General features: G+C 42.6%; 21 protein-coding genes. 10 read left to right on the top strand and 11 right to left on the bottom strand.

Annotated features, from left to right (window positions below; all coding sequences use genetic code 11):
- Positions 1–2: 2 nt before the first annotated feature.
- From pheT to RDV52_RS09215, 5 genes are all read right to left on the bottom strand, one after another.
- On the bottom strand, positions 3–2,471 hold the full coding sequence (gene pheT, locus RDV52_RS09235) for a phenylalanine--tRNA ligase subunit beta (protein ID WP_004365894.1): 2,469 nt from the start codon (positions 2,469–2,471) through the stop codon (positions 3–5).
- A gap of 631 nt (positions 2,472–3,102) precedes the next feature.
- Complete coding sequence (gene ahpF / locus RDV52_RS09230; RefSeq protein ID WP_004365896.1) at positions 3,103–4,662, bottom strand: alkyl hydroperoxide reductase subunit F; 1,560 nt, start codon at positions 4,660–4,662, stop codon at positions 3,103–3,105.
- 193 nt (positions 4,663–4,855) lie between these two features.
- Positions 4,856–5,422, bottom strand: a complete 567-nt coding sequence (ahpC, locus tag RDV52_RS09225) for an alkyl hydroperoxide reductase subunit C (RefSeq protein WP_004365897.1) — start codon at positions 5,420–5,422, stop codon at positions 4,856–4,858.
- Positions 5,423–5,770: 348 nt separating this feature from the next.
- A complete protein-coding gene (eno, locus tag RDV52_RS09220) occupies positions 5,771–7,078 on the bottom strand; it encodes a phosphopyruvate hydratase (protein WP_004365898.1) in 1,308 nt (435 codons plus the stop codon).
- Positions 7,079–7,415: 337 nt separating this feature from the next.
- Positions 7,416–8,342, bottom strand: a complete 927-nt coding sequence (locus RDV52_RS09215) for a hydrogen peroxide-inducible genes activator (protein ID WP_004365900.1) — start codon at positions 8,340–8,342, stop codon at positions 7,416–7,418.
- 119 nt (positions 8,343–8,461) lie between these two features.
- On the opposite strand from RDV52_RS09215, the gene RDV52_RS09210 reads away from it, so the two are divergent.
- Entirely contained in the window at positions 8,462–9,163 is a 702-nt protein-coding gene (locus RDV52_RS09210; protein WP_004365901.1) for an HAD family hydrolase, read from the top strand.
- A gap of 213 nt (positions 9,164–9,376) precedes the next feature.
- On the opposite strand, the gene RDV52_RS09205 is transcribed toward RDV52_RS09210, so the two are convergent.
- Both RDV52_RS09205 and nspC read right to left on the bottom strand, forming a co-directional pair.
- The gene (locus RDV52_RS09205; protein ID WP_004364723.1) at positions 9,377–10,030 is read right to left on the bottom strand and encodes a DnaJ domain-containing protein; all 654 of its coding nucleotides are present in this window, start codon (positions 10,028–10,030) and stop codon (positions 9,377–9,379) included.
- A 124-nt stretch (positions 10,031–10,154) separates the two neighbouring features.
- Positions 10,155–11,318 carry a carboxynorspermidine decarboxylase gene (gene nspC, locus RDV52_RS09200; protein WP_004365903.1) on the bottom strand — a complete coding sequence of 388 codons (1,164 nt, stop codon included), beginning with the start codon at positions 11,316–11,318 and terminating at the stop codon, positions 10,155–10,157.
- 68 nt (positions 11,319–11,386) lie between these two features.
- Between nspC and RDV52_RS09195 the strand changes: the two genes are divergently transcribed.
- From RDV52_RS09195 to RDV52_RS09165, 7 genes are all read left to right on the top strand, one after another.
- The gene (locus RDV52_RS09195) at positions 11,387–11,998 is read left to right on the top strand and encodes a thiamine phosphate synthase (RefSeq protein ID WP_004364726.1); all 612 of its coding nucleotides are present in this window, start codon (positions 11,387–11,389) and stop codon (positions 11,996–11,998) included.
- Positions 11,999–12,032: 34 nt separating this feature from the next.
- On the top strand, positions 12,033–12,971 hold the full coding sequence (locus RDV52_RS09190; RefSeq protein WP_004364728.1) for a ribose-phosphate pyrophosphokinase: 939 nt from the start codon (positions 12,033–12,035) through the stop codon (positions 12,969–12,971).
- A gap of 221 nt (positions 12,972–13,192) precedes the next feature.
- Positions 13,193–13,570: a DUF2141 domain-containing protein gene (locus RDV52_RS09185; RefSeq protein ID WP_004365906.1), complete on the top strand. Its 378-nt coding sequence runs from the start codon at positions 13,193–13,195 to the stop codon at positions 13,568–13,570.
- Positions 13,571–13,635: 65 nt separating this feature from the next.
- A complete protein-coding gene (locus RDV52_RS09180; protein ID WP_004365908.1) occupies positions 13,636–15,747 on the top strand; it encodes an outer membrane beta-barrel family protein in 2,112 nt (703 codons plus the stop codon).
- Positions 15,744–16,364: a hypothetical protein gene (locus RDV52_RS09175; RefSeq protein ID WP_004365910.1), complete on the top strand. Its 621-nt coding sequence runs from the start codon at positions 15,744–15,746 to the stop codon at positions 16,362–16,364. The genes RDV52_RS09180 and RDV52_RS09175 overlap by 4 nt, the downstream gene beginning before the upstream one ends.
- Positions 16,354–16,656: a winged helix-turn-helix domain-containing protein gene (locus tag RDV52_RS09170; RefSeq protein ID WP_004365912.1), complete on the top strand. Its 303-nt coding sequence runs from the start codon at positions 16,354–16,356 to the stop codon at positions 16,654–16,656. The genes RDV52_RS09175 and RDV52_RS09170 overlap by 11 nt, the downstream gene beginning before the upstream one ends.
- Before the next feature lie 13 nt (positions 16,657–16,669).
- Entirely contained in the window at positions 16,670–17,998 is a 1,329-nt protein-coding gene (locus RDV52_RS09165; RefSeq protein ID WP_004365914.1) for a S41 family peptidase, read from the top strand.
- Between the two features lie 149 nt (positions 17,999–18,147).
- Here the strand turns inward: RDV52_RS09165 and RDV52_RS09160 are convergent, their stop codons facing one another.
- Positions 18,148–18,813: a hypothetical protein gene (locus RDV52_RS09160; RefSeq protein ID WP_004365917.1), complete on the bottom strand. Its 666-nt coding sequence runs from the start codon at positions 18,811–18,813 to the stop codon at positions 18,148–18,150.
- Between the two features lie 183 nt (positions 18,814–18,996).
- Between RDV52_RS09160 and uvrA the strand changes: the two genes are divergently transcribed.
- Positions 18,997–21,846, top strand: coding sequence for an excinuclease ABC subunit UvrA (gene uvrA / locus RDV52_RS09155; RefSeq protein WP_040556986.1), 2,850 nt, complete (start codon positions 18,997–18,999; stop codon positions 21,844–21,846).
- A 146-nt stretch (positions 21,847–21,992) separates the two neighbouring features.
- On the opposite strand, the gene RDV52_RS09150 is transcribed toward uvrA, so the two are convergent.
- The 3 genes from RDV52_RS09150 to RDV52_RS09140 all read right to left on the bottom strand — a co-directional run bounded on the left by RDV52_RS09150 (position 21,993) and on the right by RDV52_RS09140 (position 24,387).
- Positions 21,993–22,523 carry a hypothetical protein gene (locus RDV52_RS09150; protein ID WP_004365921.1) on the bottom strand — a complete coding sequence of 177 codons (531 nt, stop codon included), beginning with the start codon at positions 22,521–22,523 and terminating at the stop codon, positions 21,993–21,995.
- Positions 22,524–22,804: 281 nt separating this feature from the next.
- The gene (locus tag RDV52_RS09145; RefSeq protein ID WP_004365922.1) at positions 22,805–23,473 is read right to left on the bottom strand and encodes a hypothetical protein; all 669 of its coding nucleotides are present in this window, start codon (positions 23,471–23,473) and stop codon (positions 22,805–22,807) included.
- A gap of 509 nt (positions 23,474–23,982) precedes the next feature.
- Positions 23,983–24,387 carry a rhodanese-like domain-containing protein gene (locus tag RDV52_RS09140; protein WP_004362696.1) on the bottom strand — a complete coding sequence of 135 codons (405 nt, stop codon included), beginning with the start codon at positions 24,385–24,387 and terminating at the stop codon, positions 23,983–23,985.
- Positions 24,388–24,672: 285 nt separating this feature from the next.
- Here RDV52_RS09140 and RDV52_RS09135 point away from each other — a divergent pair, with 285 nt between their 5' ends.
- Positions 24,673–25,314: a hypothetical protein gene (locus RDV52_RS09135; protein ID WP_004365925.1), complete on the top strand. Its 642-nt coding sequence runs from the start codon at positions 24,673–24,675 to the stop codon at positions 25,312–25,314.
- The last annotated feature ends 32 nt before the right edge of the window (positions 25,315–25,346 follow it).

The raw sequence follows: 25,346 nt of genomic DNA, 5'->3' as shown, positions 1-25,346 counted from the left end.
TTTTATCGGAGTTCTGCTCCGAGTTTTGTTGTTATATTTTTAATTAATTTCTGCATAATGGCGTCAATCGCTTTGTCGTTCAAAGTCTTCGTCTCGTCTTGAAGTATGAAGTTCACGGCGTAGCTCTTTTTGCCTTCGGGGAGGTTCTTGCCCTCGTAAACGTCGAAGAGTTCGACTTTCTTCAGGAGTTTCTTTTCGGTCTGGCGGGCAATCTCTTCTATCTGTGCAAACTCGATGTTGGAATCCAACAAGAGTGCCAAGTCGCGGCTGACGCTTGGATATTTCGATATTTCCTGGAACTGTAGCTTGTTCTTGCGAATGGCTTTCATCAGCTCTGTCCAGTTCACATCGGCATAGAAAACTGCTTGTGCGATGTCTATTTTCTTCAATAGTTTGTGGCTCAAGATACCCATTTCGACGATGGTTTTACCGCCGCGGGTCTTCAGTTCCATACCTTTGTCGAAGATGTTGTTCTGCGATGTTTCGGCAACAAGTGCGTTTTGTGCCATTCCGACACGGCGTAGAATGTTCTCAACGTTGGCTTTCAGTTCGTAGAAAGTGCTTTCCTCGTCGGCGTGTGCCCACGAACCCTGCACGCGTTTGCCCGTTATCCAGAGTGCCAGATGGTATTCTTGGCGGTATGCCTTGACAGGGCTTTCCTCGCTCCACCTGTCTTGTTCGTATCTGTAAGTGTTGCCGACTTCAAAGAATCTCAGGTTTTGCGCCTTGCGGTTCACGTTGCGGCGAATGCTTTCCAAGCCACCAAAGAGCAGTGTCTGGCGCATTACGCCCAAGTCGCTCGATAGCGGATTCATTATCTTTACGGTCTGTTCCCACGGATAGGCATTGAGTTCTGCGCCTTCGTAGTAAGACTGTGCAGTAAGCGAGTTGTTCAAAATCTCGTTGAAACCTGCACCGACAAGCTGCTCACTCACAATGTCTTCCCTATGGAAGTTCTTGTCTGCATCTTCGGCGATGGTGAGAGAAGACTTCAGTTCGGTTGGAATTTCAACGTTGTTGTAGCCGTAGATGCGAAGAATATCCTCGATAACGTCGCACGGACGCTTTACGTCTACACGGTAGGGAGGCACGATAAGGTCGAGTCCTTCGGCATCTTCCTTCACGATTTCCATTTCAAGACTTGTTGCAATACTCTTAATCGTGTCTGCGCCGAGCTGTTTTCCGATAAGGCGGTTGGCATATTCGTAGTTCAGACGAACGGGGAAACCTTCCATTTTCGTAGGATATACGTCGCAAATGTCCATACTTACCTTGCCGCCTGCCAGCTCCTTGCAGAGAATGGCTGCTTGTTTCAGGGCATAAATGGTTCCGTTGGGGTCGATGCCACGCTCGAAACGGAAGCTCGAATCGGTAGAAAGACCGTGGCGGCGCGCACTCTTGCGAATCCAAGTAGGGTGGAAGTAGGCACTTTCCAACACTACGTTGCGTGTGTTTTCGTATGTTCCGCTGCCCTTTCCGCCGAATACTCCGGCAATGCACATTGGTTCTTCGGCGTTGCAAATAGCAAGGTCGTGTTCACCAAGCGTGTGTTCCTCGCCATCGAGCGTGATGAACTTCTTGCCTTCGTTCTTGTCTTTCACGATGATTTGCCTACCTGTTACCATATCTGCATCGAAGCAGTGCATAGGTTGTCCGTAAGCCATCATAACGTAATTGGTAATGTCTACAATGTTGTTGATAGGGCGAACGCCAATTACGTTGAGCCTGTCTTTCAGCCATTGCGGACTTTCTTTTACATCGCAATCGGTAATGCTAAGGCACGCATAGCGACGGCAAGCGTCAGGGTTTTCTATCTTTACTTCGATAGGAAGGTCGTGGTTGTCTACCACAAACTTATCGCAGTCGGGGCGGTGCAACGATGTTTCGTATCCGTTTTGCTTCAACCATGCGTAAAGGTCGCGCGCTACGCCGTAATGGCTCAACGCATCGGCACGGTTGGCAGTAATGTCTATTTCAATCAGCCAGTCGCTGTCAAGGTGATAATACTCGGCTGCAGGCATGCCCACTTGTGCATCTTCGGGCAGAACAATGATGCCGTCGTGGCTTGTTCCTACGCCGATTTCGTCTTCAGCGCAAATCATTCCCAAACTCTCGACACCTCTCAGCTTACTCTTCTTGATGGTGAAAGAGTCGTCGCCATCGTACAGTACACAGCCTAAATCTGCCACGATAACCTTCTGTCCTGCTGCTATATTGGCTGCGCCGCATACTATTTGCTGTGGTTCGCCTTTGCCAAGGTCTACCGTTGTAACGTGCAGGTGGTCGGAATTAGGGTGTTCCTCGCAGGTAAGCACCTTGCCTACAAAGAGTCCTTTCAGTCCGCCACGGATAGTTTCAACCTCTTCTACGCTTCCAACTTCCAATCCTGTTGAGGTCAGCGCAGCCGCTAAATCCTGTGGTTCAAGGCTGAAATCAACGTATTCCTTTAGCCATTTGTATGAAATGTTCATTTATTTTGTTTGTTTTTATTTATCTCTGTAATTCTGAATCTGTGCCAAATTGAATGCAAAAGTACTAATTTCCATCAACATACACAAATCCTATAATAGGCATTTTCATTATAAATATGTGAGTTCGATATAAGAATTACGCTTATAGATTATTTATAAGATATTTTAAAAAGGAATTAACGATGATTTAATATGCTTACAATTAAAAAGAAGTGATGTTTCTTTGAGCTCAAATTCTTACACCAAACTCGCATTATTATATAGGTGGGAAGAAAGAAATAGATGTGTAAGTATTTTTCATAAGCACAACTATTGTATAACTATCTATACTTCAATATATTAGAAATCTTATGGCTTGGCGTTCCAAAACAGGCTGCTTTACACGGTAAAAGCCACCCTTTTAGAACGCAAAACAATGGGTTTTGCAATGTCAAAGTGCAGCTATCGCTTTTTAATGAAGTTGTCTTTACAAAAGAGAAGAGGCTTTCAACAGTTGCCTTGAGTGGCAGAAAGCAAATCAAACGCTCAGATATATATTGGCTATCACTATAATAGAGAGAGGGAACAATGTGCTTGATACACTGTTCCCTCCCTTTTATATATTCTTGTCCGCCTTTGTTTTAAGTCTCTGTCAGATAATACCACGCAGACGGTCGTCGAATGCCGACAAGGCTGCTTTGGCACCTTCGCCCATAGCAACAACGATTTGTTTGTATGGAACATTAGAAACGTCGCCTGCTGCATAGACTCCCGGAAGGGCAGTACGGCAGAATTCGTCTACTTTAATCTCATTGCGTGGTGTCAGTTCCAGTTCTTCCTTGAAAGCATCGCTGTTGGGTGCAAGACCAATTTGCACGAAAACGCCATCAAATTCGTAGTCTTTCTCTTCCTCTGTCAGGCGGTTTTTAACGGTCAGTGCTGTCAGTTTCGTACCGTCGCCCTTCACGTTGGTTGTTTGTGCATTGGTGAAAATGCTCATATTTTCTATCTGCTTAGCTTTTTCCTGCAATACGGTATCGGCACGAAGAGTATCGCCAAACTCAAAAACCGTTACTTTATTGCAGATGCCCGCAAGGTCGATGGCAGCTTCCAAGCCAGAGTTTCCACCACCAATCACGGCAACGTTCTTGCCTTTATAGAAAGGTCCGTCGCAATGTTGGCAGAAGTGTATGCCGTGTCCGATGTATTTAGCTTCGTCTCCGACATTCAGTCTGCGCCAGTTTGCACCCGTTGCGATGATTACGGCAGGGGCTTTGAACACTTCTCCACCTTTCACCTTGATGCTTTTTATCTTCTCTTTCAAACTTACGCTTGCAATTTTCCGGTGCTCGAAAAGCTCGATTGAGTAGTCAGAAAGGTGCGCTTTTAAGTCGGCAGCAAGTTGTGTTCCGTTTGTATTAGGCACAGAAATAAGGTTCTGAATGGCTGTTGTGTCGTTTACTTGTCCGCCAATTCGTTCTGCAACCAAGCCCACCTTCAAACCTTTGCGTGCAGAATAGATTGCTGCCGATGCACCGGCAGGACCGCCACCCACGACAATTACATCGTATTCGTGCTCTGTTGCCTCTCCGTTTTCAAGAGTTTCGCTGCCCACCATGTCTTCCAACTCTTGCAAAAGTATGCCAAGGTCGCCCCGTCCGATGTGCAACGACTCGTTGTTGCAGTACACAGCGGGTACTCCTTGTATGTTTAGGTCGCTTATTTCCTGCTGGTAGATACCGCCGTCTACCATTTCGTGTCTGATGTTGGGGTTGATGAGCGACATGAGGTTGAGTGCCTGTACAACGTCAGGGCAGTTGGTACACGTAAGCGAAACGTATGTCTTCAGTACGATTTTGCCTTTCAGCGATTTTATTCTGCGCTGTATTGCTTCGTCGGGGAAGTTCTTGCCCTGTCCGTCGGTGTTGAGAACAGCCAGAAGGAGCGATGTGAATTCGTGTCCGTTTGGTATTCCACGGAATGTAATACCCGTTTCGTTACCATCTTTCAGTAGTTTGAAACTGAGCTGCGTGTTCTCTTTTTCAGTGAAGCTAACCGACAATTTTTCTGATGTTGAGGCTATATCGTTGAGAAATTCCAGTAGTCCGGCTTTCTTCTCGTCGTCTTTTCTGCTTGTCGCCGCAAAGGTTATCTGCGATTTAAGCGATGCAAATATGCCTCTTACCTGGTCTGATATATTTTTATCTAACATATTTCTGCTTTTTAAATTAGTCTGTATCGTTTGTTATAGAATGCAATCTTCTTAGTCTTGTCGGCAGTTTAAAGAAAAAGTCTCCTACTTTCCTATCCTGCCTTTTTATCCTTTTGAGGAAAGGCTGATAGGAGAGTGAGAGACTATCCATAATGTTTTGTATAGTGAAAAATCTTTTCTGTCAGCCGTTTGCTTAGATTTTGCCTACAAGGTCGATGCTTGGTTTCAAAGTCTCGGCACCTTCTTTCCACTTTGCAGGGCAAACTTCGCCTGGGTGAGAAGCTACGAACTGTGCAGCCTTAACCTTGCGAACAAGCTCGTCAGCATTACGACCGATAGAGTTGTCTTGTATTTCAGCCAACTTAATCTTGCCTTCGGGATTTACGAGGAATGTACCGCGATAAGCCACGCCTTCGTCTTCTTTGTAGACACCGAAGCCTTTTGCCAATACTGCGAGAGGGTCGGCGAGCATTGTGTACTTAATCTTCTTGATGCTGTCAGAAGCATCTGCCCACGCCTTGTGTACGAAATGAGTATCGCAGCTTACTGAAAATACCTCAACACCCATACCCTTCAATTCTTCGTATTTGTCTGCGAGGTCTACAAGTTCGGTAGGACATACAAATGTAAAGTCAGCCGGATAGAAGAAGAAAATAGCCCACTTGCCTTTAATATCCTCATTTGATACTGTTTTGAACTCACCGTTTTGGAATGCCTGAACCTTAAATTCAGGAGCTGTAGCATTGATAATTGTTTCCATTTTTCTGTTGTTTTGTTTTCAATGGCTTTCGGTCTGGCACCGTCGGCACATCGATAGTTGTTGTTATTAATTTAAACTTTCAATCTCTTTGTCTGTTGTTTTGTTTTACGATGCAAAGGTAGACACATATAAAATAGTGTCCAACAGATAATCTCTATCGGGCAATTGAAAATATCTATACAGTACTTTAATTATCTAATTATCAATGTTTTATATTTTAAAACAATGTTTTCTATATTCTTTTTTAGTGTAAACAATATAATATCTTGTTCTTTTCTACTCCGGTATATAACGAACAAAGGGATAGACCGTTCGTCTATCCCTTTGTTGTTGCGTATTAAAAAGATATTATTTAATCTTCTTGTAACCGTATTTTGCAGTACAACCGAGCTCTTCTTCGATACGGATAAGCTGGTTGTATTTAGCCATACGGTCTGTACGAGACATTGAACCAGTCTTAATCTGACCAGAATTTGTTGCCACAGCAATGTCTGCAATGGTGGTGTCTTCTGTTTCACCAGAACGGTGAGAAGTAACTGTTGTGTAGCCAGCACGGTGCGCCATCTCTATAGCTTCGAGTGTTTCAGTCAGAGAACCAATCTGATTAACCTTGATAAGGATTGAGTTTGCTGCACCCATCTTGATACCCTTTTCGAGGAACTTGACGTTGGTAACGAACAAGTCGTCGCCTACTAACTGGCAGCGATCACCAATCTTAGCGGTAAGTTTAACCCAGTTTTCCCAGTCGTTTTCGTCGAGACCGTCCTCAATAGAGTCGATAGGGTATTCTGTAATGAGTTCTTCCAAGTATGCAATCTGCTCGTCGGCTGTGAGTTTCTTGCCGTTAGGATCTTTTGGCATACCGTTCTTGAGCTTGCTGTAGTCGTAGAACCACTTGCCATTCTCTAATGTTGCGAATTCAGAAGCGGCGCAGTCCATGGCTATCTTGACGTCTTTGCCAGGTTCGTAGCCTGCATCTTTGATAGCTTGCATAATTGAATCGAGTGCATCTTTGATACCTTCGAACTTGGGAGCGAAGCCACCTTCGTCGCCAACGGCTGTTGAAAGACCACGTTTCTTAAGGTTCTTCTGCAATGTATGGAAGATTTCGGCACCCATTCGCAATGCTTCACGAATGTTGTCAGCACCGACAGGGCGTATCATAAACTCCTGGAATGCGATAGGAGCATCAGAGTGTGCACCGCCATTGATGATGTTCATCATTGGAACAGGCAATGTATAGGCATTGACACCACCGATATAGCGGTACAAAGGCATATCCAGAGCCTTGGCTGCTGTCTGTGCTACTGCCAAAGAAACGCCGAGAATAGCGTTAGCGCCAAGCTTACTCTTGGTAGGAGTACCATCGAGTGCCAACATCATATAGTCGATTGCGCGTTGGTCGGTTACGCGGAAACCTTTCAATTCGGGCGCAATAATATCGTTTACGTTCTCTACTGCCTTCAAAACACCCTTACCGCCAAAACGTTTCTTGTCGCCATCGCGAAGTTCGAGTGCCTCGTTCTCACCTGTAGATGCACCTGATGGTACGCTTGCACGACCCATTACACCATTTTCGAGTGTTACTTCAACTTCAACGGTAGGATTGCCACGTGAGTCGATAATCTCACGAGCGTGTACTTTTTCAATCTTCATAATTTTACTTTTGTAAATGTATTATTAAAAAATGTTCTTTATCTCTTTTTCCTTTTTGCTTGCCGCAAGGGTAACCGATTTGTTTTCTCAGATGGCAAACCGAATGTTATCCTTCTTTCAAGACTGCCCTTCCACACTTGTAGGGGTGATTTCTGACGTCTTATTACGTTTTCGACTTCAAAATTATAAAAAAGAAATGAGAGTGGCAAACATTTCACACTAAATAACACGAGTGCAGTTCTTGTTTGCCTGCTATTGTTCATATTGCTATCTGCACTGAACAATCTAAGAGCTTTTAGGTGATTAAACGCGTCCCAATGGAAGGTCTTGATAGACTTTATAGTGCCTGCTGTGTCTTGTTCATTCGTAGCATACCTGCTGGAACAGAGGCACGAATCTTGTCTATGACGAGTTGTCGCAGCGAGGTACGAAGGAAGTTTTTCTGTGTGAGTAAAATGATGTCGCGTGTGGGAATGGGGTGGGCGAAGGGACGCACTAATTCTTCTTGCACTTCGGTAAGCTGTTCGAGCGCAAGCTCCGGAATGAATGTTACGCCCTTTCCGCTCTCTACGATGCGCATGAAAGTTTCGATACTGCCAAGGTTGTAAGCCTTTTTGCTTTTCGCAGCCGACTTTAAGTGGCAGAATTTTACGAGTTGTTCGCGGAAGCAATGCCCCTCGTCGAGCAGCCAAAGGTATTCGCCCGTTAAATCGGATGTGCGGATTGCCTTGTTGTTGAACAAGGCATCGCCTTTCGATACATAGACGAAGAACTTCTCAAAATAGAGTTGCTGGCTGTCGAAATCTTCCTGTCCTTCTACCTGTGCAACGATTCCGGCGTCTATATCGCCGTGTTTCAGTGCCCTGTGTATGTCTTCTGTCTTCATTTCCGTGATGCGAATATCCAGCGCGGGGTATTCGTTCATGAACTGCGGAAGGAAGCGCGGGATAAGGTAGGGGGCTATGGTGGGCAGTACGGCTATGTGAAAAGTCCCTGAAAGCGAATGTCGCTCTTCCTCTACAACCTCTTTCAGCTGCTTTGCCCGCACGAGAATGCTCCATGCCCGCTCTATGATGAGCATTCCTTCGGTAGTCGGTTTGATGGGTTGCTTGCTTCGGTCGAATATCTTTACGCCCAGTTCTTCTTCTAATTTCTGTATCATCGAACTCAGCGTAGGCTGGGTAACGTTGCAGTAGTCGGCAGCCTTTGCAAAATGTTTGCATCGGTAAACAGCCATAACGTATTCTAATTGTTGAAGTGTCATCTATGTTAGGAGAGATTAATTCTTTTAGAGATACAAAGATACTATATTTTTTCAAACAACCCCTCGAGTAAATAATAAATGTAGAATGTTTTTCGTTTTTTATTTATTAAATTTGCGGAATGATTGGAAAAGATAAGATAAAACTGCTTGCTTTTGATGCTGACGATACCTTGTGGGACTGTCAGTCGCATTTCGATGCTGCGGAAAAGGAATACCAAAATATATTGAGCGATTACGGAACGCCCGCAGAAGTTTCTTCCGAGCTGTTCAAAACCGAAACCGTTAATATGCCTTTGCTGGGTTATGGCAGCAAGGCTTTCGTGCTTTCGCTTATCGAGAATGCGGTTTCGATGAGCAATGGCAACCTTCCAACCGACAAGATAGCCCGGATTTTAGACTTCGGAAAAGGCTTGTTGAATATGCCTGCCACTCCTTTAGAAGGTGTACGAACTGTACTTAGCACCTTGAGCAGCGCACGAAAAGATTATAAGATGGTGGTTTTTACCAAGGGAGAGCTGTTGGATCAAGAGAACAAGCTGAAGCGTTCGGGCTTGGAAGCCTTCTTCGATGCCATCGTTGTGGTGTCTGACAAAACGCAGAAGGAATATGAAATGCTCTGCAGACGTTTCGATTGTTCCGTCAGTGAACTTGTCATGGTGGGCAATTCGTTCCGTTCCGATATAGCACCTGTCTTGGAGTTAGGCGGTTATGCTATCCATATACCGTCTAAAATATTGTGGCAACATGAGCATGCCGACGAGTACGAACACAAACATCTTGTTACCGTAAGCAAGATAAGTGGCATCTTGCAGTATCTTTAAAACTTCTCTTGAGAGTTGCAAGCCAGCCTTGGAAGATATATTTTGTTTTGTAAAGCTAATCCTCTTAAAAAGAGACAATTACACTTTTACACACAAAAAGTGCCTGTTTCACATCGCAAAACCTATGCTTTCGCCGTGCAAAACAACCGTTTTGGGAACGCAAAACAATAGGTTTTGAGATGTGCTTTTATTTGATAAGGTTTAGTACAAATCTTAAGCATTATCACGCATCTGACGTAAATGTTCTTTCTGGTTCTCGGTTAGAGAAGTCGGTAGTTTAACCCTATAAGTCAATATTGTGTCAACCGAACCGTCTTTGCCCTTTATTCTAACCTTAGTGCCATCTTGAGTATAAGGTTTTACTTTCAGTTTGATTTTCCGTCCCTCGGGCAACATAACAACAACTTCGCCCCCTAATAAAGCTGTATATAAATCTATACCGAGTTCAACTTCTCTGTCTCTTGGAGCTGGTTTTCGGTAACTTGTCCGTCTATTGAAGCTACTTCCTGCTCCCCCTCCGAACAAATCCTGGAAGAAACTACTGAATCCGCCGCCCATTCCGCTAAAATCGAATCCGTCGAAAGCTGTATTATAATTACTATAACCTTGTTCTCCGCCTCCTGATTGTTCAAAAGCGTCAGCATTGCGCCATTGTTCACCATATTTATCGTATTTGGCGCGTTTATCTGGGTCGCCGATTACTTCGTAGGCTTCTGACAGTGCCTGGAACTTCGCCTTTGCTTTCGGGTCGTTAGGGTGAAGGTCGGGGTGAAACTGTTTTGCGCGTTTGCGATAAGCTGCGCGGACATCTTTCTGTGGTATGTCTTTCTTTACACCTAATATTTTATAATAGTCTATGAATGCCATTTTTAGTCTCCTGCTTTATGTTTTTAATTTCTGATTATTTTCTGATTATGCAAAATATATGCCATAGCATTTGATTTCAGTATTTTGGCAGATATTTTTATGAGAAAATAGCATTTACTTCGCCTTAATCCATACGTTGCTTATAGTCGCTGTAAGTAAAGTTGCGCAGCGTTTCCAGTTCTCCATTTTGTTTCAACAAGGCAATGTCGGGGTGGGTGATACCGTTGAACATATTGGTTTTAACGGTTGTGTAGTGCAGCATATCCTCGAAAATAATATTTTCGCCCACTTGTAGCTCATGGTCAAACCGCCAATATCCCATCCAATCGCCACTCAAACAGCTGTTTCCTCCCAGACGATAAACGTTCTTTGCGTGCTGTTCGCTATCCTTAACGTGCTTGGCTGTACGCACATCGGGGTAGTAGGGCATTTCCAAACAGTCGGGCATATGGCAAGTAAAACTGACGTTTAATATGGCTGTGCTTATGCCCTTGTCTTCTACTATATCTACAACTTGCGATACGAGAGAACCTGTTTGCCAAGCAAATGCACTACCTGGTTCTAATATTACTTTAAGATGTGGATACTTCGTTTTGAACTTTTGCAGTATGCTGACTAATCGTTTTATGTCGTAACCCTTGCGTGTCATAAGGTGTCCGCCACCGAAATTTATCCATTTAATCTGCTTGAACCATTGCGAAAACTTGTCCTCAATATGTTGCAGTGTACGTTCGAAGACATCGCTGCCGCTTTCGCAGTGGCAGTGAATGTGGAAGCCTTCAATGTCGGCAGGTAGCTGTTGGGGTAGTTTGTCGGCTGAAACACCAAAGCGAGTGCCTGCTGCGCAGGGGTTATAAAGTAATGTTTCTACTTCAGAATATTCTGGATTGACGCGCAATCCGATACTTATGTTGCTGTTGGCTTGCTTTGATTGCAGGTGGAAACGATTGAACTGGGAGAGCGAATTGAACACCAAATGCGATGAGCATTGTGCAATTTCGTCTATTTCATAATCGGTATAAGCAGGCGAGAAGGTATGTGTAGGTGCGCCAAACTCGTTGTAGCCCAACTTGGTTTCGTAGAGCGACGATGCTGTTGTGGCATTAATATATTCGCGGAAAATAGGGAATGTCTTCCAAAGGGCATAGGCTTTGAAAGCCAAGATAATTTCAATATCAGCCTCTTTTGCTATGGACGATATAAGCGACAGGTTGTTGCGCAGCTTCGCTTCCTCTAATATATAGACGGGGCGATGCAGTTCCTCGAATGTAGTTGTGTTTATTTTCATTTTGCAAATATACAGAAAAGTTTGTAAAACTCGGAAATAATATTTACCTTTGCATCAAATTGCTGGGTATGAAACTGGTCGTTATGACTAAATCCACATACTTTGTGGAAGAAGATAAAATATTGACTGCACTCTTCGAGGAAGGACTTGACAATCTCCATATCTCGAAGAATGAGAAATCTGCCCTCTATTTAGAACGTTTGCTGTCGCTTATTCCGAAAATCTATCATAAATATATCACAATCCATCAACATTATTATCTTAAAGCAGAAAAACAGTTGGCAGGTATTCATCTCGATACGGAGAATGCCGTACCACCTATCGGTTATAAAGGACAAATTGGAAGAACATGCCGGAACTCTATGTGGTTGAAAGAGATGAAGAAGAACTCAGACTATGTGTTTTTAGGTAATATGTACGGTGATGATTGCAATGTAACAGTTGAAGAGCATACGTTTTCCGATTTGGAACTGAACGAACTGAAAGACCAGGGACTGCTTGGGAAACGTGTTTATGCTATGGGAGGAATAACCCTGGAACGGGTTCCTGACATAAAGCAATATGGATTTGGAGGAGTCGTTGTAGGCAGAGAGTTTTGGAATCAGTTCGATTTGCATGCCGACATCGATTTTAAAGGTATCATAAAGTACTTTCAGAAACTTCAACAAGCAATAGAATAATCAATATAACACCTATATTTAACAACTAATAGAAATGAGTGAAGAAAACTCTTTTTTAGTATTCTCGGGAACAAAGACGAGATACTTGGCAGAAAAAATTTGTGCAAGTTTGGGTTGTCCTTTAGGCAATTCGTTAATGACACGCTTCTCTGATGGAGAGTTTGTGGTTTCTTACGAACAGAGTATTCGTGGAAAAGACGTATATCTTGTACAAAGTACATTCCCTAACTCTGACAATCTAATGGAGCTGCTCTTGATGATTGATGCTGCAAAGCGTGCATCTGCCCGCAACATTATTGCTGTTATTCCTTATTTTGGTTGGGCGCGTCAGGATAGAAAAGACAAACCACGTGTGAGTATCGGTGCAAAATTAGTTGCCGACTTGCTCAGTGTAGCCGGTATTGACCGTCTTATTACAATGGATTTACACGCAGACCAGATTCAAGGATTCTTCGATGTACCTGTGGATCACCTCTATGCAAGCGGTGTGTTACTTCCATATTTGCAGAGCCTGCGCTTGAAAGATATGGTAATAGCCAGTCCTGATGTTGGTGGTTCTAAGCGTGCAAACACATACGCAAAGTATCTTGGCTGTCCATTAGTGCTTTGCAACAAAACACGTGCACGTGCCAATGAGGTTGCAACAATGCAGATTATCGGTGATGTAAAGGACAAGAACGTTGTTATTGTAGACGATATGGTAGACACTGCAGGCACTATGACGAAGGCTGCTGATATTATGAAGGAAGCGGGAGCGAAGAGTGTACGTGCTTGCGCATCGCACTGTGTGATGAGCGGACCAGCCAACGAACGAGTAGAAGCATCTGCAATAGAAGAGATTGTATTTACCGATTCTATTCCATACACCGACAGATGTTCAAAGGTTAAGCAGATTTCGGTTGCCGATATGTTTGCAGAAACAATCCGTCGTGTTGTGAACAACGAAAGTATATCAAACCAATACCTTGTTTAATATATAGTATTTGGTAAAGTAAAAGCTTGACTACTAATCTTCAGAAGTAGCCAGAAACAACATAAATAACAAGAGGATACATCGTTTAAACGGTGTGTCCTCTTATTGTTTTTGTATGTTAAATAAAGTTATAACTATCTTGTAATCAGTCGTTATATTTGGTTTATATTATAAACTACATTATATTTGCAGCGTAATTAATAAATTAAAGGAAACCAATTATGAAACGATTACTATTATCTATCATTACTTTTGCCGTATGCGCATTGTGTAGCGGTAAAACCGTAACGTTATCCATTAACGGGATTAGAGAAACAGAAGGGACGCTTTTAATAATGGTAGAAACTTTAGATGCGACCGATAATGCTGCTAAGCCTGTAATGTTGATGCAAGCAGTGAGTGGGCACAAGATGGAAATAACACTTGAAATGCCCGAGTGGAGTAAGTTTAAAGTAAGTGCCTTTATTGACGCAAACGGGAACAAACAGTTGGATAGGGACGAATACGGCCGCCCAACGGAAGGATTTATACAGCAGATTTTCACTGAAAAAGATTTGAAGAAAGGCGTGCTTACTGCAAAAGTTACCTATCTTCAATAAAACCATTGGAAGGGTGTCTTGAAAGAAAGATGTTTGAAAACATTTAATAAAAGAATGAAACGGCTATGCTATTTTTGAATATTATGCTCTCTGTGTTCGTCTCGTTCGCTGATACTGTTAATGTATCGAAGCAGCATTTGTTGCAGGAAGTTACTGTTGTTGCAAGCAGAACAATGAATAAAGGCAACAAAATAATCGTGCAAATGCGTGAAGACGAAAACAAGACAATGGACGAAGTGTTGGCATCTGTTCCTCATGTGGCAGTAACCGAGAGCGGTATTAGCATAGATGGCAGAGGGAAAGTGAAGGTTCTTCTCAATGGGCACGAAATACGAATGGAAGGTGCAGCATTGATAAGCTACTTGCAAAGTCTGCGTTCTTCGGATATCAGCAAGGTGGAAGTCCAGACGGTTGCTGATGCTTCGCAAGATGCCAACGTGCAGGGCGGAGTGATTAATATTGTTCTTCGGAAGCAGAAAGATAACGGAGTGAATGGCTCGATAGAAAACCGTTTGAACGTTGCCAACACATTCTTCCGCAACACTGCATCCGTTTCGGTGTTTTCAAGATGGAACAAAGTAAACCTGTATGCTTCGTTTTCCAACCCCATTACTGCCAAGAATAATGGCGAAGGGCGTATAAAGCGAGTTTTCAACCTGCCTTCATACGATTATAATTCTATGAGTAACAATCGTATTCCAGCGAGAGACTATTATTGGAGAGTAGGCGGATTTGCCGATTTAAGCACTCGTTGGAATATCGGAACAGAGTATGCGTTCACGCTGAACCGTTTGAAAAGAACAACCAACGACCGCACATCTATGCAGACACCAGAGATAAGTATGCACGATGTATTGAGCACTTACACGCAAAAGCTACGAAATCATTTGCATTCTCTCCAAGCAGATGTATCATACAAGGTAGATAATGAAGGCTCAAAAGTAAAGTTATCAAGTTCGTATGATGTCAGACGGTTGCGTGGTGATAATGTAAATCTGTTTGAAAACACGTGCGATTCGAGCAACACGGCATCTATATATAAGGTATTGGCAATAGATTTATCCGTGTTCAAACAGTTTACAAAGAACAGCAATCTATTGTTTGGAGTGAAACACAATGCCATATCGGCAGACAACAATACGCTGTATGGTGGTGTTTCATCAGACCAGAACGACAACAGCAATGCCGCTTTTGAGCAGAAAGAACGCATATTTGCAGGCTATGCACAGTTTGCAGCTGCTTACAAGAAACTGAATTACGAAGTGGGACTGCGATATGAATATGTAGCCACCAAAGAGTTTCCGACGAACATAAAGCGAAATTACAGCGACTTGTTCCCTTACGTTTCGATAGGCTATGATATAGACGAGTACGGCAAATGGAAAGTTATCGCATCGTATTCTCGAAAGATAGCCCGCCCATTGTTCAGTCAGCAGAACCCTACGAAAACGCAGACATCGTTGTTTACCTATGCGATAGGCAATGTTGCCTTGCGCCCTGAATACGTAAACAGCCTTCGTTCGACGCTCGTTTACAACAATGTGTATTCGCTGACGTTGGGGGTTGATATGCACAGCGACCTGATTAGAGAGTTTTCTTTTGAAACACCAGACAACCCTATGGGCAGTTACGTTACTTACATCAACCACCATCAGGAAAACCATTGGTACGCTTATCTTAGCTTGCCTTTCCAGCCTTGCTATTGGTTCAACATAAACTTCAATACGCTTCTGTGCTATCAAACCATTCAGATAACGAAGGGCGAAAGCATAAAAGGACATTTCCTATATATGAACAACACGAAGGCAACTTTCCGACTGCCGCACAATTTCAATGTGGAAGTATCGTTAAACGCCACTTCGCGCTTGCATTCGGGCAACTCTATGATTAGGTCTTATCAGCGTGTAGACCTACTGTTGTCGAAAGCTTTCAAGCCAAGAGTAAATTTGTCGTTGGCAGTGAAGAATGTATTCAACAAGCAATATGGATTCATTGAAGCGCACAGCCGCTATTCCAACTTCTACGATACGATGCAAGGAAGCAACAGTAGGAACATTCAACTTACGCTTACTTACAACTTCGGCAAAGGAAAAGGTGGCAGAAAGCTGAAGCGCGACGACAATGGCGAGGCGGAACGCTTGAACGATTTCAATAAAAACAACAATATAAAACTATGATTATGAAAGAAAAAGAATTAACAGCAGCAGAGAGTCTGAAACTCATTGAGAGAACGATAGAGCAGAGTAGGAGAGACGTTGCCAAGGCTTCGGCACAGCCGTTGCTTGTTTGGGGCGGATTGGTATTATCTACTTCTCTCATCATTTGGTTGCTCATAACGAACACACCAAAGGGCGAAGGCGGCGGCAGTTGGCATTTGCTTTGGATATTGATGACGCTGATAGGTGGCATATACCAGTACTATTTCAACCGTTCTTGGTCTGTTCCCGACACCATCGTCAGCCGTACCATTGGCTACATGTGGGGTGTATTCGGAATATCGGTGTTTGTTTTGTGGGCTATCAATATATGTGCGATAACCTTTGGCGGCATCTCCGTAAGGCAAATCATACCGATGACGCCAACCATCATTCTGTTTATGGGCTTGTCGGTTGCCGTTACTGGGCTGGTGATTAATCGTTTGTTTATCTCTGTCATCGGTGCGGTGGCATGTGCAGCATGTTCTTACTTCTCGCTTGTCAATCAGGGTGTGAACGAATTACTGTGCGTAGCTGTTACAGCCGTGTTCACACTATTGATTCCGGGTTTATATTTAAAGTTCAGCAATGGCAGATAACGATTTCCTCCCCCTCGACCCTTTGCTGAACAACGAATTGCGTTTGGCAATTATGTCGATACTGATGAGTGCCGACAGTGCCGACTTCACTTACATAAAGAACGCCACGAAGGCTACATCGGGCAACATAAGTGTGCAGATAGACAAGTTGGAAAAGGCGAAGTATATAAAGGTGAAGAAAGGCTACAAGGGCAAAGTTCCCCAAACCGTTTGCCGTATAACGCCACAAGGAATACAGGCATTGGCAGACCACGTGCAGGCGTTAAAGTCGTATTTGAATTTAAACATATAATAATAGTATTGAAATGAAGCGTTTTTTCTTAATTCTTACATTCGTGCAAACATTTATCGGCACAATGAATGCTGGTAGCACAGACAATGGAAAACTGAGCAGACAGCAAGCCATTGACGACTTAGATAGTTTAGTTTATATGTTGTGTGAGGTGCACCCCAATGTGTTCTCTGTGTGTACACCTACCGCATTCCTTTCACAAGCGAATGCCATCAAGCAAGCATTCCCAGATAGTCTGACCACGCTCGACTTCTATCGGAGTGTTGCGCCCTTAGTGGCTGCCGTTGGCGATGGACATACAGCACTTTACTTTCCTTACAAAGATGCTTTCGAAAAAGATATGCCGCGTTTTCCTTTAATGGTTTCAGTTGATGCCAACGATTCTACGATTACTACACGCGGAACCTTGTTCGGCGTTCCTGAAGGAGCGAAGATAGTTTCTATTAATGGGGTAAGCAGCAAGGAAATGATTGAAAAAATGCTACCTTATGCGTCAGGTGAACGGACTTTCTTTAAGCTAACAAATGTGAACAATGGGTTTCTTGCTTGGTTCTATATGTTGTATAATGCTGCTGAATATGACATACAATACATTGAGAATGGCAAAATTGTTAACCGAAAGATGTATAGCGTTTCGTTAGAAGAGAAGCAAAAGGAGATGAAACGTGGTATGAAAGAAGTACCACAGAATGATTTTGCGAGTTACCGCATTATCAATAAAAAAGCTGCTTTAATGACTGTTCCTCACTTTATGAATGCGCAAGAACTTGCAGATGTATGCCGTAAGATGGTGGCAGACTTGAATACACGCCATATTGAGAACCTGATAATCGATATTCGCGATAATGGCGGAGGAACTTCAATGGCAGGTGATACTTTACTTTCATACATTGCAAAAACGCCATTTATGCAGTACGAAAAGGTTTGGACGAAGGTAACACCAATTACGCAAAGGTTAGCACGCCGAAAATACGAACAAGGAGTAAACTTCTATATAATTGATAAGATGACCCAACCGCAAGCCGATGCTGCGCAACGCTTCAGCGGGAAAGTATGGGTACTTGTCAATCATCATTCTTTTTCAGCAGCAGCAAGTTTTGCTTGGACTTTCAAGGCTTTTAAAATCGGTACACTTGTAGGCGAAGAAGCAGGTGGAATGAATATTTCCTATGGCGATGTGGTGGGTTATGTATTGCCCCATTCCAAATTACAACTCAGCATTTCTTTCAAACGTTTTTGGCTTTTCGGTGCTGATGAAAACAATATACACGGTGCATTGCCTGATATAGAAGTTGAAAGCAATAAGGCTTTAGAAGTCGTATTAGATAGGATTTCGCACTAATAGTTGTCAATAATGTGAGTTCGACGAATTGCAATTGTTTGTAAATAGGGCTTATTTGTTCCCTACTTATGGAGTGCAAAAGCGATCTCAGACAAGATGAAACAGCCAATAAATTCGTCGAACATCAGTGTTGTTATTATCAGTGTACTTTACTTTTCTACACCATCGGTTGTCAGAAGTATTTTTTTGCCATCGTATTCGGCTTCAAAGTAGGGAGGTTCTTCTCTGAGCGAAATGCGGTCGTACTTGAAAGGAGTAACCAATGTTTCTTTCCCGTCAGGCAGCACAAGCCCCATTTTGCCGTCTAACTGTGCTATGACGGGCATGGTGCGCAAGTCATCAACATACACGTAGCAAGTGCGGACAAATTCATACTTCGGACTTAGTATGGTGTTTCCGCGATAATCAACGATGCCAAATTTGCCATCTTTCTCAACTACTTGGTGGTACTGAATGTAGGTATCTTTCAGCAAGTTCAGATAGTTTGCCATCTTGCGCTTGTCATTTACCAACGTAAGAAGATATTCGAAAGTGTCGGAATAGTTGGCAACCGAACGCACCAGCACCATTTTCATGTCGAGACCTTTCAGCGCCTTGCGGTTTAAATCCAAATAAAGTGCTATCGCTTTCTCTCTTTCTTCCAACGTGAGGTTCTCCAATGATTCTTCAAAACGTAGCATTTGTGCCTTCGAACCGCGCATTCCTTTGATGTAACGGTGTATTTGTCTGCCCATTTCCTTGCAGGCGAAATGTCTAATCTGCCGTTCTTCAACGGGGTCGGCAAAGTTGTGTATAGTGTTGTTTTGTTCTTTCATATCTATCTCTCCTTGTCATTATGTAAGTCAGGCATTGCGTTTGTCTCTCTTTGTTCCTTGTTATATGTAACCGCAGTTACTTTATTTCGGAATGAACATAGTGCAAATATACGGGATTTTAAGGAAGATACCAAAAGTTTTTTGTATTTTTGTGCGGCAAAAAAGATAGACTTGCCAAAGCAGATGAATAAAAAGAACAAACAAGAAGATGGCTATATAGAAGTAAAAGGTGCCAGAGTGAATAACTTAGCGAACGTAAACGTGAAAATTCCACGTGGGAAGTTCGTGGTCATAGCAGGTGTTTCTGGTTCCGGTAAGTCGTCGTTGGCTTTCGATACGCTTTATGCAGAAGGTCAGCGCAGGTATGTTGAGAGCTTGTCGGCGTACGCCCGTCAGTTCTTGGGGCGTATGGCAAAGCCCGAAGTAGACTTCATCAAAGGCTTGCCTCCTGCCATTGCCATCGAGCAGAAAGTGATAGCACGAAATCCTCGTTCTACAGTCGGTACTTCGACGGAGATATACGAATACCTTCGATTGCTTTATGCGCGGATAGGCAGAACCTATAGCCCGAAGACGGGAGAAGAGGTGAAGCGACACACCGTGGAAGATGTTATAGCAAAGGTTCAGGGCTATTCAGCAGGCACAAAGTTCTGCATTCTTGCACCGTTGCACGTTCGGGAAGGCAGAAGTATCAAGGGACAGCTTGAGATGGAAGTGCAGGAAGGCTATGCACGCATTTATGTAGATGGCGACATTAATCGCATTGAAGACTGGATAGAAGTCCATGACGATGAAGCGATTGAAAAGGAAACAAACATCTATCTCGTTATCGACCGCCTGTCGGTAGACAACAGCAAGGAAACTATCTCGCGCCTTACCGACTCTTGCGAAACTGCCTTTTATGAAGGCGATGGTATGTTACGGCTGCTGTTCTTTCCATCAAAACTGTCTTACGACTTTTCTACACGCTTTGAGGCTGACGGTATCAAGTTTGAAGACCCTAACGATAATATGTTTTCGTTCAATTCACCATTGGGTGCTTGTCCTACTTGCGAAGGCTTTGGACGTATCATAGGAATTGACGAACGCTTGGTGATACCAAACAGTTCGCTTTCTGTTTACGAGGGTTGTGTGCAATGTTGGCATGGTGAGAAGATGAAAGTATGGCACGATGAGTTCTGTCGTCGGGCTGCAAGGGATAATTTCCCTATCTTCAAACCCTATTTTGAATTATCGCGGATGGAGAAAGATCAACTCTGGCACGGACTTCCGAGCGAAGCAGACAATCCGCTTCCTGACCGTATTTGTATTGATTCCTTCTTCCAGATGGTGAAAGACAATCAATATAAGATACAGTATCGTGTTCTTTTAAGTCGGTACAGAGGCAGAACAATCTGTCCCGATTGCCATGGACAGCGCTTAAAGAAAGAAGCAACATGGGTGAAAATAGCAGGGAAAGCTATCACCGACTTGGTGGAAATGCCCATTAAGAACCTGAAAGAATGGTTTGATAATATAGAACTGACGGAGCAAGAGCGAAACATTAGCAAACGGTTGATGTTGGAAATAACCAATCGTATTCAGTTTCTCGTTGATGTCGGACTTGGCTACCTTACACTAAATCGGCAGTCGAACACGCTTAGTGGCGGCGAAAGTCAGCGCATCAATCTTACAACATCGTTAGGTTCGTCGTTGGTAGGCTCGCTTTATATCTTGGACGAACCAAGCATCGGACTGCATAGTCGCGATACCGACCGCCTTATCCACGTCTTGAAAGAACTGCAAGCCATCGGAAATACAGTAATCGTAGTGGAGCATGACGAAGATATAATACGTTCGGCAGACTATCTGATTGATGTTGGTCCCGATGCAGGACGATTGGGTGGGCACATCGTATATGATGGTATTGTGCCCGAAATCAATGATGCAAACAAAGCAGAATTGTTGAAAGCTAACCCCGATTCGTACACAATAAAATACCTTACAAGTGCAGATACCATTGAAGTTCCGCAGAGTCGCCGTCCCTGGAACCTTTCTATTGAAATAAAAGGTTGTCGAATGAACAATCTGAAAGGGTTAGATGCCAAAATACCGCTCAATGTCTTTACAGTTGTAACGGGTGTCAGCGGAAGTGGAAAGTCGTCGCTTATAAAGGGAACACTCTATCCTGCATTGAAGCGTCGCCTCGATGAAGTAACCGATTTGCCCGGTGAATATGCTTCGCTTACAGGCGATTTGGAGCAGATAGCGCACGTGGAATTTGTAGACCAAAACCCGATAGGGAAGAGTTCGCGTTCCAATCCTGCAACCTATGTTAAGGCATACGACGAAATAAGAAAGCTTTTTTCCGAACAGCAACTCTCAAAACAGATGGGCTTTACTCCCCAATTCTTCTCGTTCAATGCAGATGGTGGGCGGTGCGAAGAATGTAAAGGCGCAGGAGTGATAACCATTGAAATGCAGTTCATGGCAGACTTGGTTTTGGAATGTGAGGAATGTCATGGCAAACGCTTTAAGCGGGAAATTCTTGACGTTACCTTTGCTGGAAAGAACATTAACGACGTGTTGGACATGACGGTTTCTGAAGCAATACAGTTCTTTACTGCCAATAAGCAGAAAACAATTGTTGCTCGCTTGCAACCATTGGAAGATGTGGGATTGGGCTATATTAAGTTAGGACAGAGTTCTTCTACGCTTTCGGGAGGTGAGAACCAACGCGTGAAACTCGCCTATTTTATAGGGAAGGAACGGCAGGAACCCACGCTGTTCATCTTCGACGAGCCTACTACGGGACTGCACTTCCACGACATAAAGCGTCTGTTAAGAGCCTTCGATGCCCTGATAACAAAGGGACATTCAGTGCTTGTCATAGAGCATAACCTTGATGTAATAAAGTGTGCGGACTACATTCTCGACATCGGACCTGACGGAGGCGATAATGGTGGTAAGCTCGTTGCATGCGGTACTCCTGAAGAAATAGCCCGCAATAAGAATAGCTTAACGGGAAAACACCTTGCAGAGAAGTTGAAATAGAAAGCTCGTAAAGTCCGTATTCCCGCATTCTTTTTACATCTCTCCACTGCTAAGTTCTTATTATAACAAGCAAAGATGGAGAGATGCAAAGTATAGAAACGCTATTGACAAATCATGCCACGGCATGAGACTTTCAGGAAAGGACTTTAATTCTCGGGTAATGTCAGTGGTCCACTGAAGGTAATGCTGGTCTTTTTGTTCTTTGCGATGTTAATCTGTCCATTGTATACAATATATCTTTCATCATACTTCATATTCGGACCTGCACAATATACTTTCAGCTGGTAACTGCCCGACAGTAGTTTGCTCATCTTGAAGCTCACGTCGTACTTGCAGATACAATCGGCAGATGCCTCGAGAGCGTTGTGATAGACAACCAAAATAATCTGATTGTCCTGATTGGCAACGTTTACATAAATGTTTCTTACCGCACAGTTGGCTTCCACGTCTTCGAATGAACACTGGGCAATGCCGTCTTTTCCCAATTCTATATTGAGCGTTGTTGGCTTTGAAATATTCTCTTCATAGAAATCACTGCGTGTCTCTTCCTTAGACAACGTTGTCTTGCAAGACGAGTTCGCAACATCGTAGACTTTCAGCGCATCGAGGGCAACATTCTCTGATGAACATGCTGATAATGCAATAAGACATATCAGACTGTAAAATACCTTTTTCATAATAAAGTGGTTTTAAGATGTTATGACTTTTATATAAATACAACTATAGTCGTATAGAAATTTTCGAGTAGTTCTAAACCCGCTGTTTCTTAATTCCGAATTAGTACCATTTATTTTTCAAAGATAATGTTTTTTTATTAAATAAGTGCTGATTTGTCTTAGAAATCGCTGTTTCTTAACATTCTTTACTTTAGTTATTGGCAAATCCGCACTATGCACATGTTCCTGAAGATGAATATGCAGACACCTTGCAATTGGTTTTATGGTAGTCCGATACCTAATCAACGGTTCCAGCCCATAACGCGCGAAATACGGAATTTGCGGCAGTCTGCTCGTGCTTCAACATTGTAGATAGCATCAGGCAGGAAGTCCATTGTGATATTTTTTGTATAGATTGGGTCTTTTACAGAATGACTATGGAATTTCTTATACGTATAAAACTCAAATTCTATCTCATGTATACCTGCAGCAACTAAATAGCCATTGAACCATGAAAAACCAACTCCTCGACCATTTTTGATACCGTCGATGCTACGAATAGCAATGCCTTCGACTTTTGTTGATTTATTAATGGTTTGCAGTACTAAACGACAATGCTTGGGATTTTGATGCTTCCAAATTCGCTTCTCATGCCTAAACACGAAACAGATCCAGCTAATCCACAGGAATAATACAATGTAAAGACCTGATACGAAAAATGTTGTGGTGTTACTGTCAAACAAGATTTGTTGGATTTCTGTATCGAATTTAAGTAATAAGAATACAGAAACAAAGACAGGAATGGCACTCAATAAAATTCCAACGACAGATCGAGTAGGCAGTGTTGCCATACTTGGCAGGGTACGGACAGAGGTAAAATGGAATTGCATGTAGTAGACAAGCCATACTACAAAGAATGCTGAACCAACTATAAAGAAACCTGCAAGGATATTGCTAATAAATATTCCCATATATTGCTTTTATAAAACAAAGCTTTTGAATGCATTGCAAAACACTGCAAAGATACATATTATTTCTTGTTTCGCCGTTATCTTTCGGCTATAAATGAAGATTATTGATACTATCGGAGGCAACTTATAAATAATAGAACGGCAGACATTAAAGACCTTTATTCCTAACTGCAGTCAGCAGAATCCTATTTCAGCGGAATGCATCGGCCGCGACGCCGTTTTGTAAGGATAATTCCTTTAAAAAGCAACAACGGAGCTTTGGTGTTGCAAAAGTGCCTGTCTTGTGATGCAAAACAACCGCTTTTACCGTGCAAAAGAACCGCTTTCACAATGCCAGACAGCAGGTATCGCAGCGTGCTGACTGTGAGGTAGTTGCGCAAGAGTCGTGTTCGGGAAGAATGTTTACAATTCTCTGGCGGTCCAGATTCCATCATTTTATAAACTAATGTGGATTATGATAAATAAAAGAAAGAACCATTCAAGACCGTTGAACCAGATTATTTAAAGTGTCATCGTACAATGCTTCTTCCCTCGGACTTCCATTTTAAAATACCACCTAACAAATTGTAGGTTTTAAATCCAGACATCTTTAGTATTTTACAAGCTCTTGCTGAACGCTTTCCAGAACGGCAATAAACAGCCACTGGTTTCTTTTTCTTAAGTTTTTGGTTAGCTTGTACAGCAAATGTATCTTTCAGAACATCTATGTTCTGTGCACCTTTTATGTGTCCTTCCTTATATTCATTTTCGGTACGAACATCGACAAGCTGTACTTTACCGCTTTCTATTAATTCATCAAACTGGGTGGCATTTACATCTACCGTTGCTGTCTTGGAAGAACTGCAGGCGATAAAGCCAAACAACGCGCATAGAATTGTTGAGATAGAGATGCCACTTTTAAGAATAGTTCTCATAGCCGTAATTCTTTTTTATGGCAAAATTAAAGAATTCGGGAATAATCTTGTGATGTATATAGGATATTTATTCGTATTTAAAAGATATTAACTTTATCTATAAATAAATATTTAAAGTTCCGGATAATTTTCTCTTTTTTACTGCTTAAATCATTTTTTTACCGTATATTTGCAAATGTAGAGTATTCTACACATTGGTTTTCGGGAATGAGGAAAAAGTAACAATGCAGCCTCTCCCCTACTAATTTAAGATGGCAAATAACATAAGAAACAATAAACATAACTATGAATAAGAAAGCGATACGGAAAAAACTATCATTAGCAATTGTGTCATCTGCAGTCGTAATGAGTCTTTCTGCATGTAAAACCCCTAAACAACAGTCTAATATGCAGGTTATTAATCTTAGCTCCAATGCGAAGTTTGTTTTTAATAAAAAAGGTGAATGTACTGTTAAAAATAAGCAGAAAATATCAGAAGAAGAATTCCAGAATCTTATTGGATTCGGGGGATTTATGTGGGTTTCTACACACATCGTTTTAGAAAATGGACACTTAGATACTCAGGACTATTATCGTTCTTTACTCGGGCATAGTCCTATAAATTATTATTTTAAGAATGGAAAATGTCATACAATCATGTTTTCGTCAGCTAATGGCAAAACTGTAAGTTATGAATACGATTATAAATATGATGCAAAAATTAATCGCCTAATCATAAAAGACTTTGCATACATGGATATTATTGCATTATCAGAAGGCTCAATGGAAATACTTCAGCCCATGGGATTCTTCCCCAACGGAAAGCCTCGATATGCCTATTCTATTTATAGGCGAGCTGATGATGCAGAAATATCGAGTATCTTGATGCGTTCGGGTCTGCTTAAACCAACCATAAACTTAGACGAACTGACAGAAGAAGAAAAATAAATGCGATAAAAAAAATGCGCACACAAGAGAAG

The organism is Prevotella nigrescens (genome assembly GCF_031191185.1).
Classification (GTDB): domain Bacteria; phylum Bacteroidota; class Bacteroidia; order Bacteroidales; family Bacteroidaceae; genus Prevotella; species Prevotella nigrescens.
This window is presented reverse-complemented; position numbering and strand designations above follow the sequence as displayed.

What these genes read in the sequence shown, in the direction of transcription:
- pheT (WP_004365894.1), bottom strand. Translation starts at nt 2,471, where the DNA reads ATGAACATTTCATACAAATGGCTAAAGGAATACGTTGATTTCAGCCTT.
- ahpF (WP_004365896.1), bottom strand. Translation starts at nt 4,662, where the DNA reads ATGTTAGATAAAAATATATCAGACCAGGTAAGAGGCATATTTGCATCG.
- ahpC (WP_004365897.1), bottom strand. Translation starts at nt 5,422, where the DNA reads ATGGAAACAATTATCAATGCTACAGCTCCTGAATTTAAGGTTCAGGCA.
- eno (WP_004365898.1), bottom strand. Translation starts at nt 7,078, where the DNA reads ATGAAGATTGAAAAAGTACACGCTCGTGAGATTATCGACTCACGTGGC.
- RDV52_RS09215 (WP_004365900.1), bottom strand. Translation starts at nt 8,342, where the DNA reads ATGACACTTCAACAATTAGAATACGTTATGGCTGTTTACCGATGCAAA.
- RDV52_RS09210 (WP_004365901.1), top strand. Translation starts at nt 8,462, where the DNA reads ATGATTGGAAAAGATAAGATAAAACTGCTTGCTTTTGATGCTGACGAT.
- RDV52_RS09205 (WP_004364723.1), bottom strand. Translation starts at nt 10,030, where the DNA reads ATGGCATTCATAGACTATTATAAAATATTAGGTGTAAAGAAAGACATA.
- nspC (WP_004365903.1), bottom strand. Translation starts at nt 11,318, where the DNA reads ATGAAAATAAACACAACTACATTCGAGGAACTGCATCGCCCCGTCTAT.
- RDV52_RS09195 (WP_004364726.1), top strand. Translation starts at nt 11,387, where the DNA reads ATGAAACTGGTCGTTATGACTAAATCCACATACTTTGTGGAAGAAGAT.
- RDV52_RS09190 (WP_004364728.1), top strand. Translation starts at nt 12,033, where the DNA reads ATGAGTGAAGAAAACTCTTTTTTAGTATTCTCGGGAACAAAGACGAGA.
- RDV52_RS09185 (WP_004365906.1), top strand. Translation starts at nt 13,193, where the DNA reads ATGAAACGATTACTATTATCTATCATTACTTTTGCCGTATGCGCATTG.
- RDV52_RS09180 (WP_004365908.1), top strand. Translation starts at nt 13,636, where the DNA reads ATGCTATTTTTGAATATTATGCTCTCTGTGTTCGTCTCGTTCGCTGAT.
- RDV52_RS09175 (WP_004365910.1), top strand. Translation starts at nt 15,744, where the DNA reads ATGATTATGAAAGAAAAAGAATTAACAGCAGCAGAGAGTCTGAAACTC.
- RDV52_RS09170 (WP_004365912.1), top strand. Translation starts at nt 16,354, where the DNA reads ATGGCAGATAACGATTTCCTCCCCCTCGACCCTTTGCTGAACAACGAA.
- RDV52_RS09165 (WP_004365914.1), top strand. Translation starts at nt 16,670, where the DNA reads ATGAAGCGTTTTTTCTTAATTCTTACATTCGTGCAAACATTTATCGGC.
- RDV52_RS09160 (WP_004365917.1), bottom strand. Translation starts at nt 18,813, where the DNA reads ATGAAAGAACAAAACAACACTATACACAACTTTGCCGACCCCGTTGAA.
- uvrA (WP_040556986.1), top strand. Translation starts at nt 18,997, where the DNA reads ATGAATAAAAAGAACAAACAAGAAGATGGCTATATAGAAGTAAAAGGT.
- RDV52_RS09150 (WP_004365921.1), bottom strand. Translation starts at nt 22,523, where the DNA reads ATGAAAAAGGTATTTTACAGTCTGATATGTCTTATTGCATTATCAGCA.
- RDV52_RS09145 (WP_004365922.1), bottom strand. Translation starts at nt 23,473, where the DNA reads ATGGGAATATTTATTAGCAATATCCTTGCAGGTTTCTTTATAGTTGGT.
- RDV52_RS09140 (WP_004362696.1), bottom strand. Translation starts at nt 24,387, where the DNA reads ATGAGAACTATTCTTAAAAGTGGCATCTCTATCTCAACAATTCTATGC.
- RDV52_RS09135 (WP_004365925.1), top strand. Translation starts at nt 24,673, where the DNA reads ATGAATAAGAAAGCGATACGGAAAAAACTATCATTAGCAATTGTGTCA.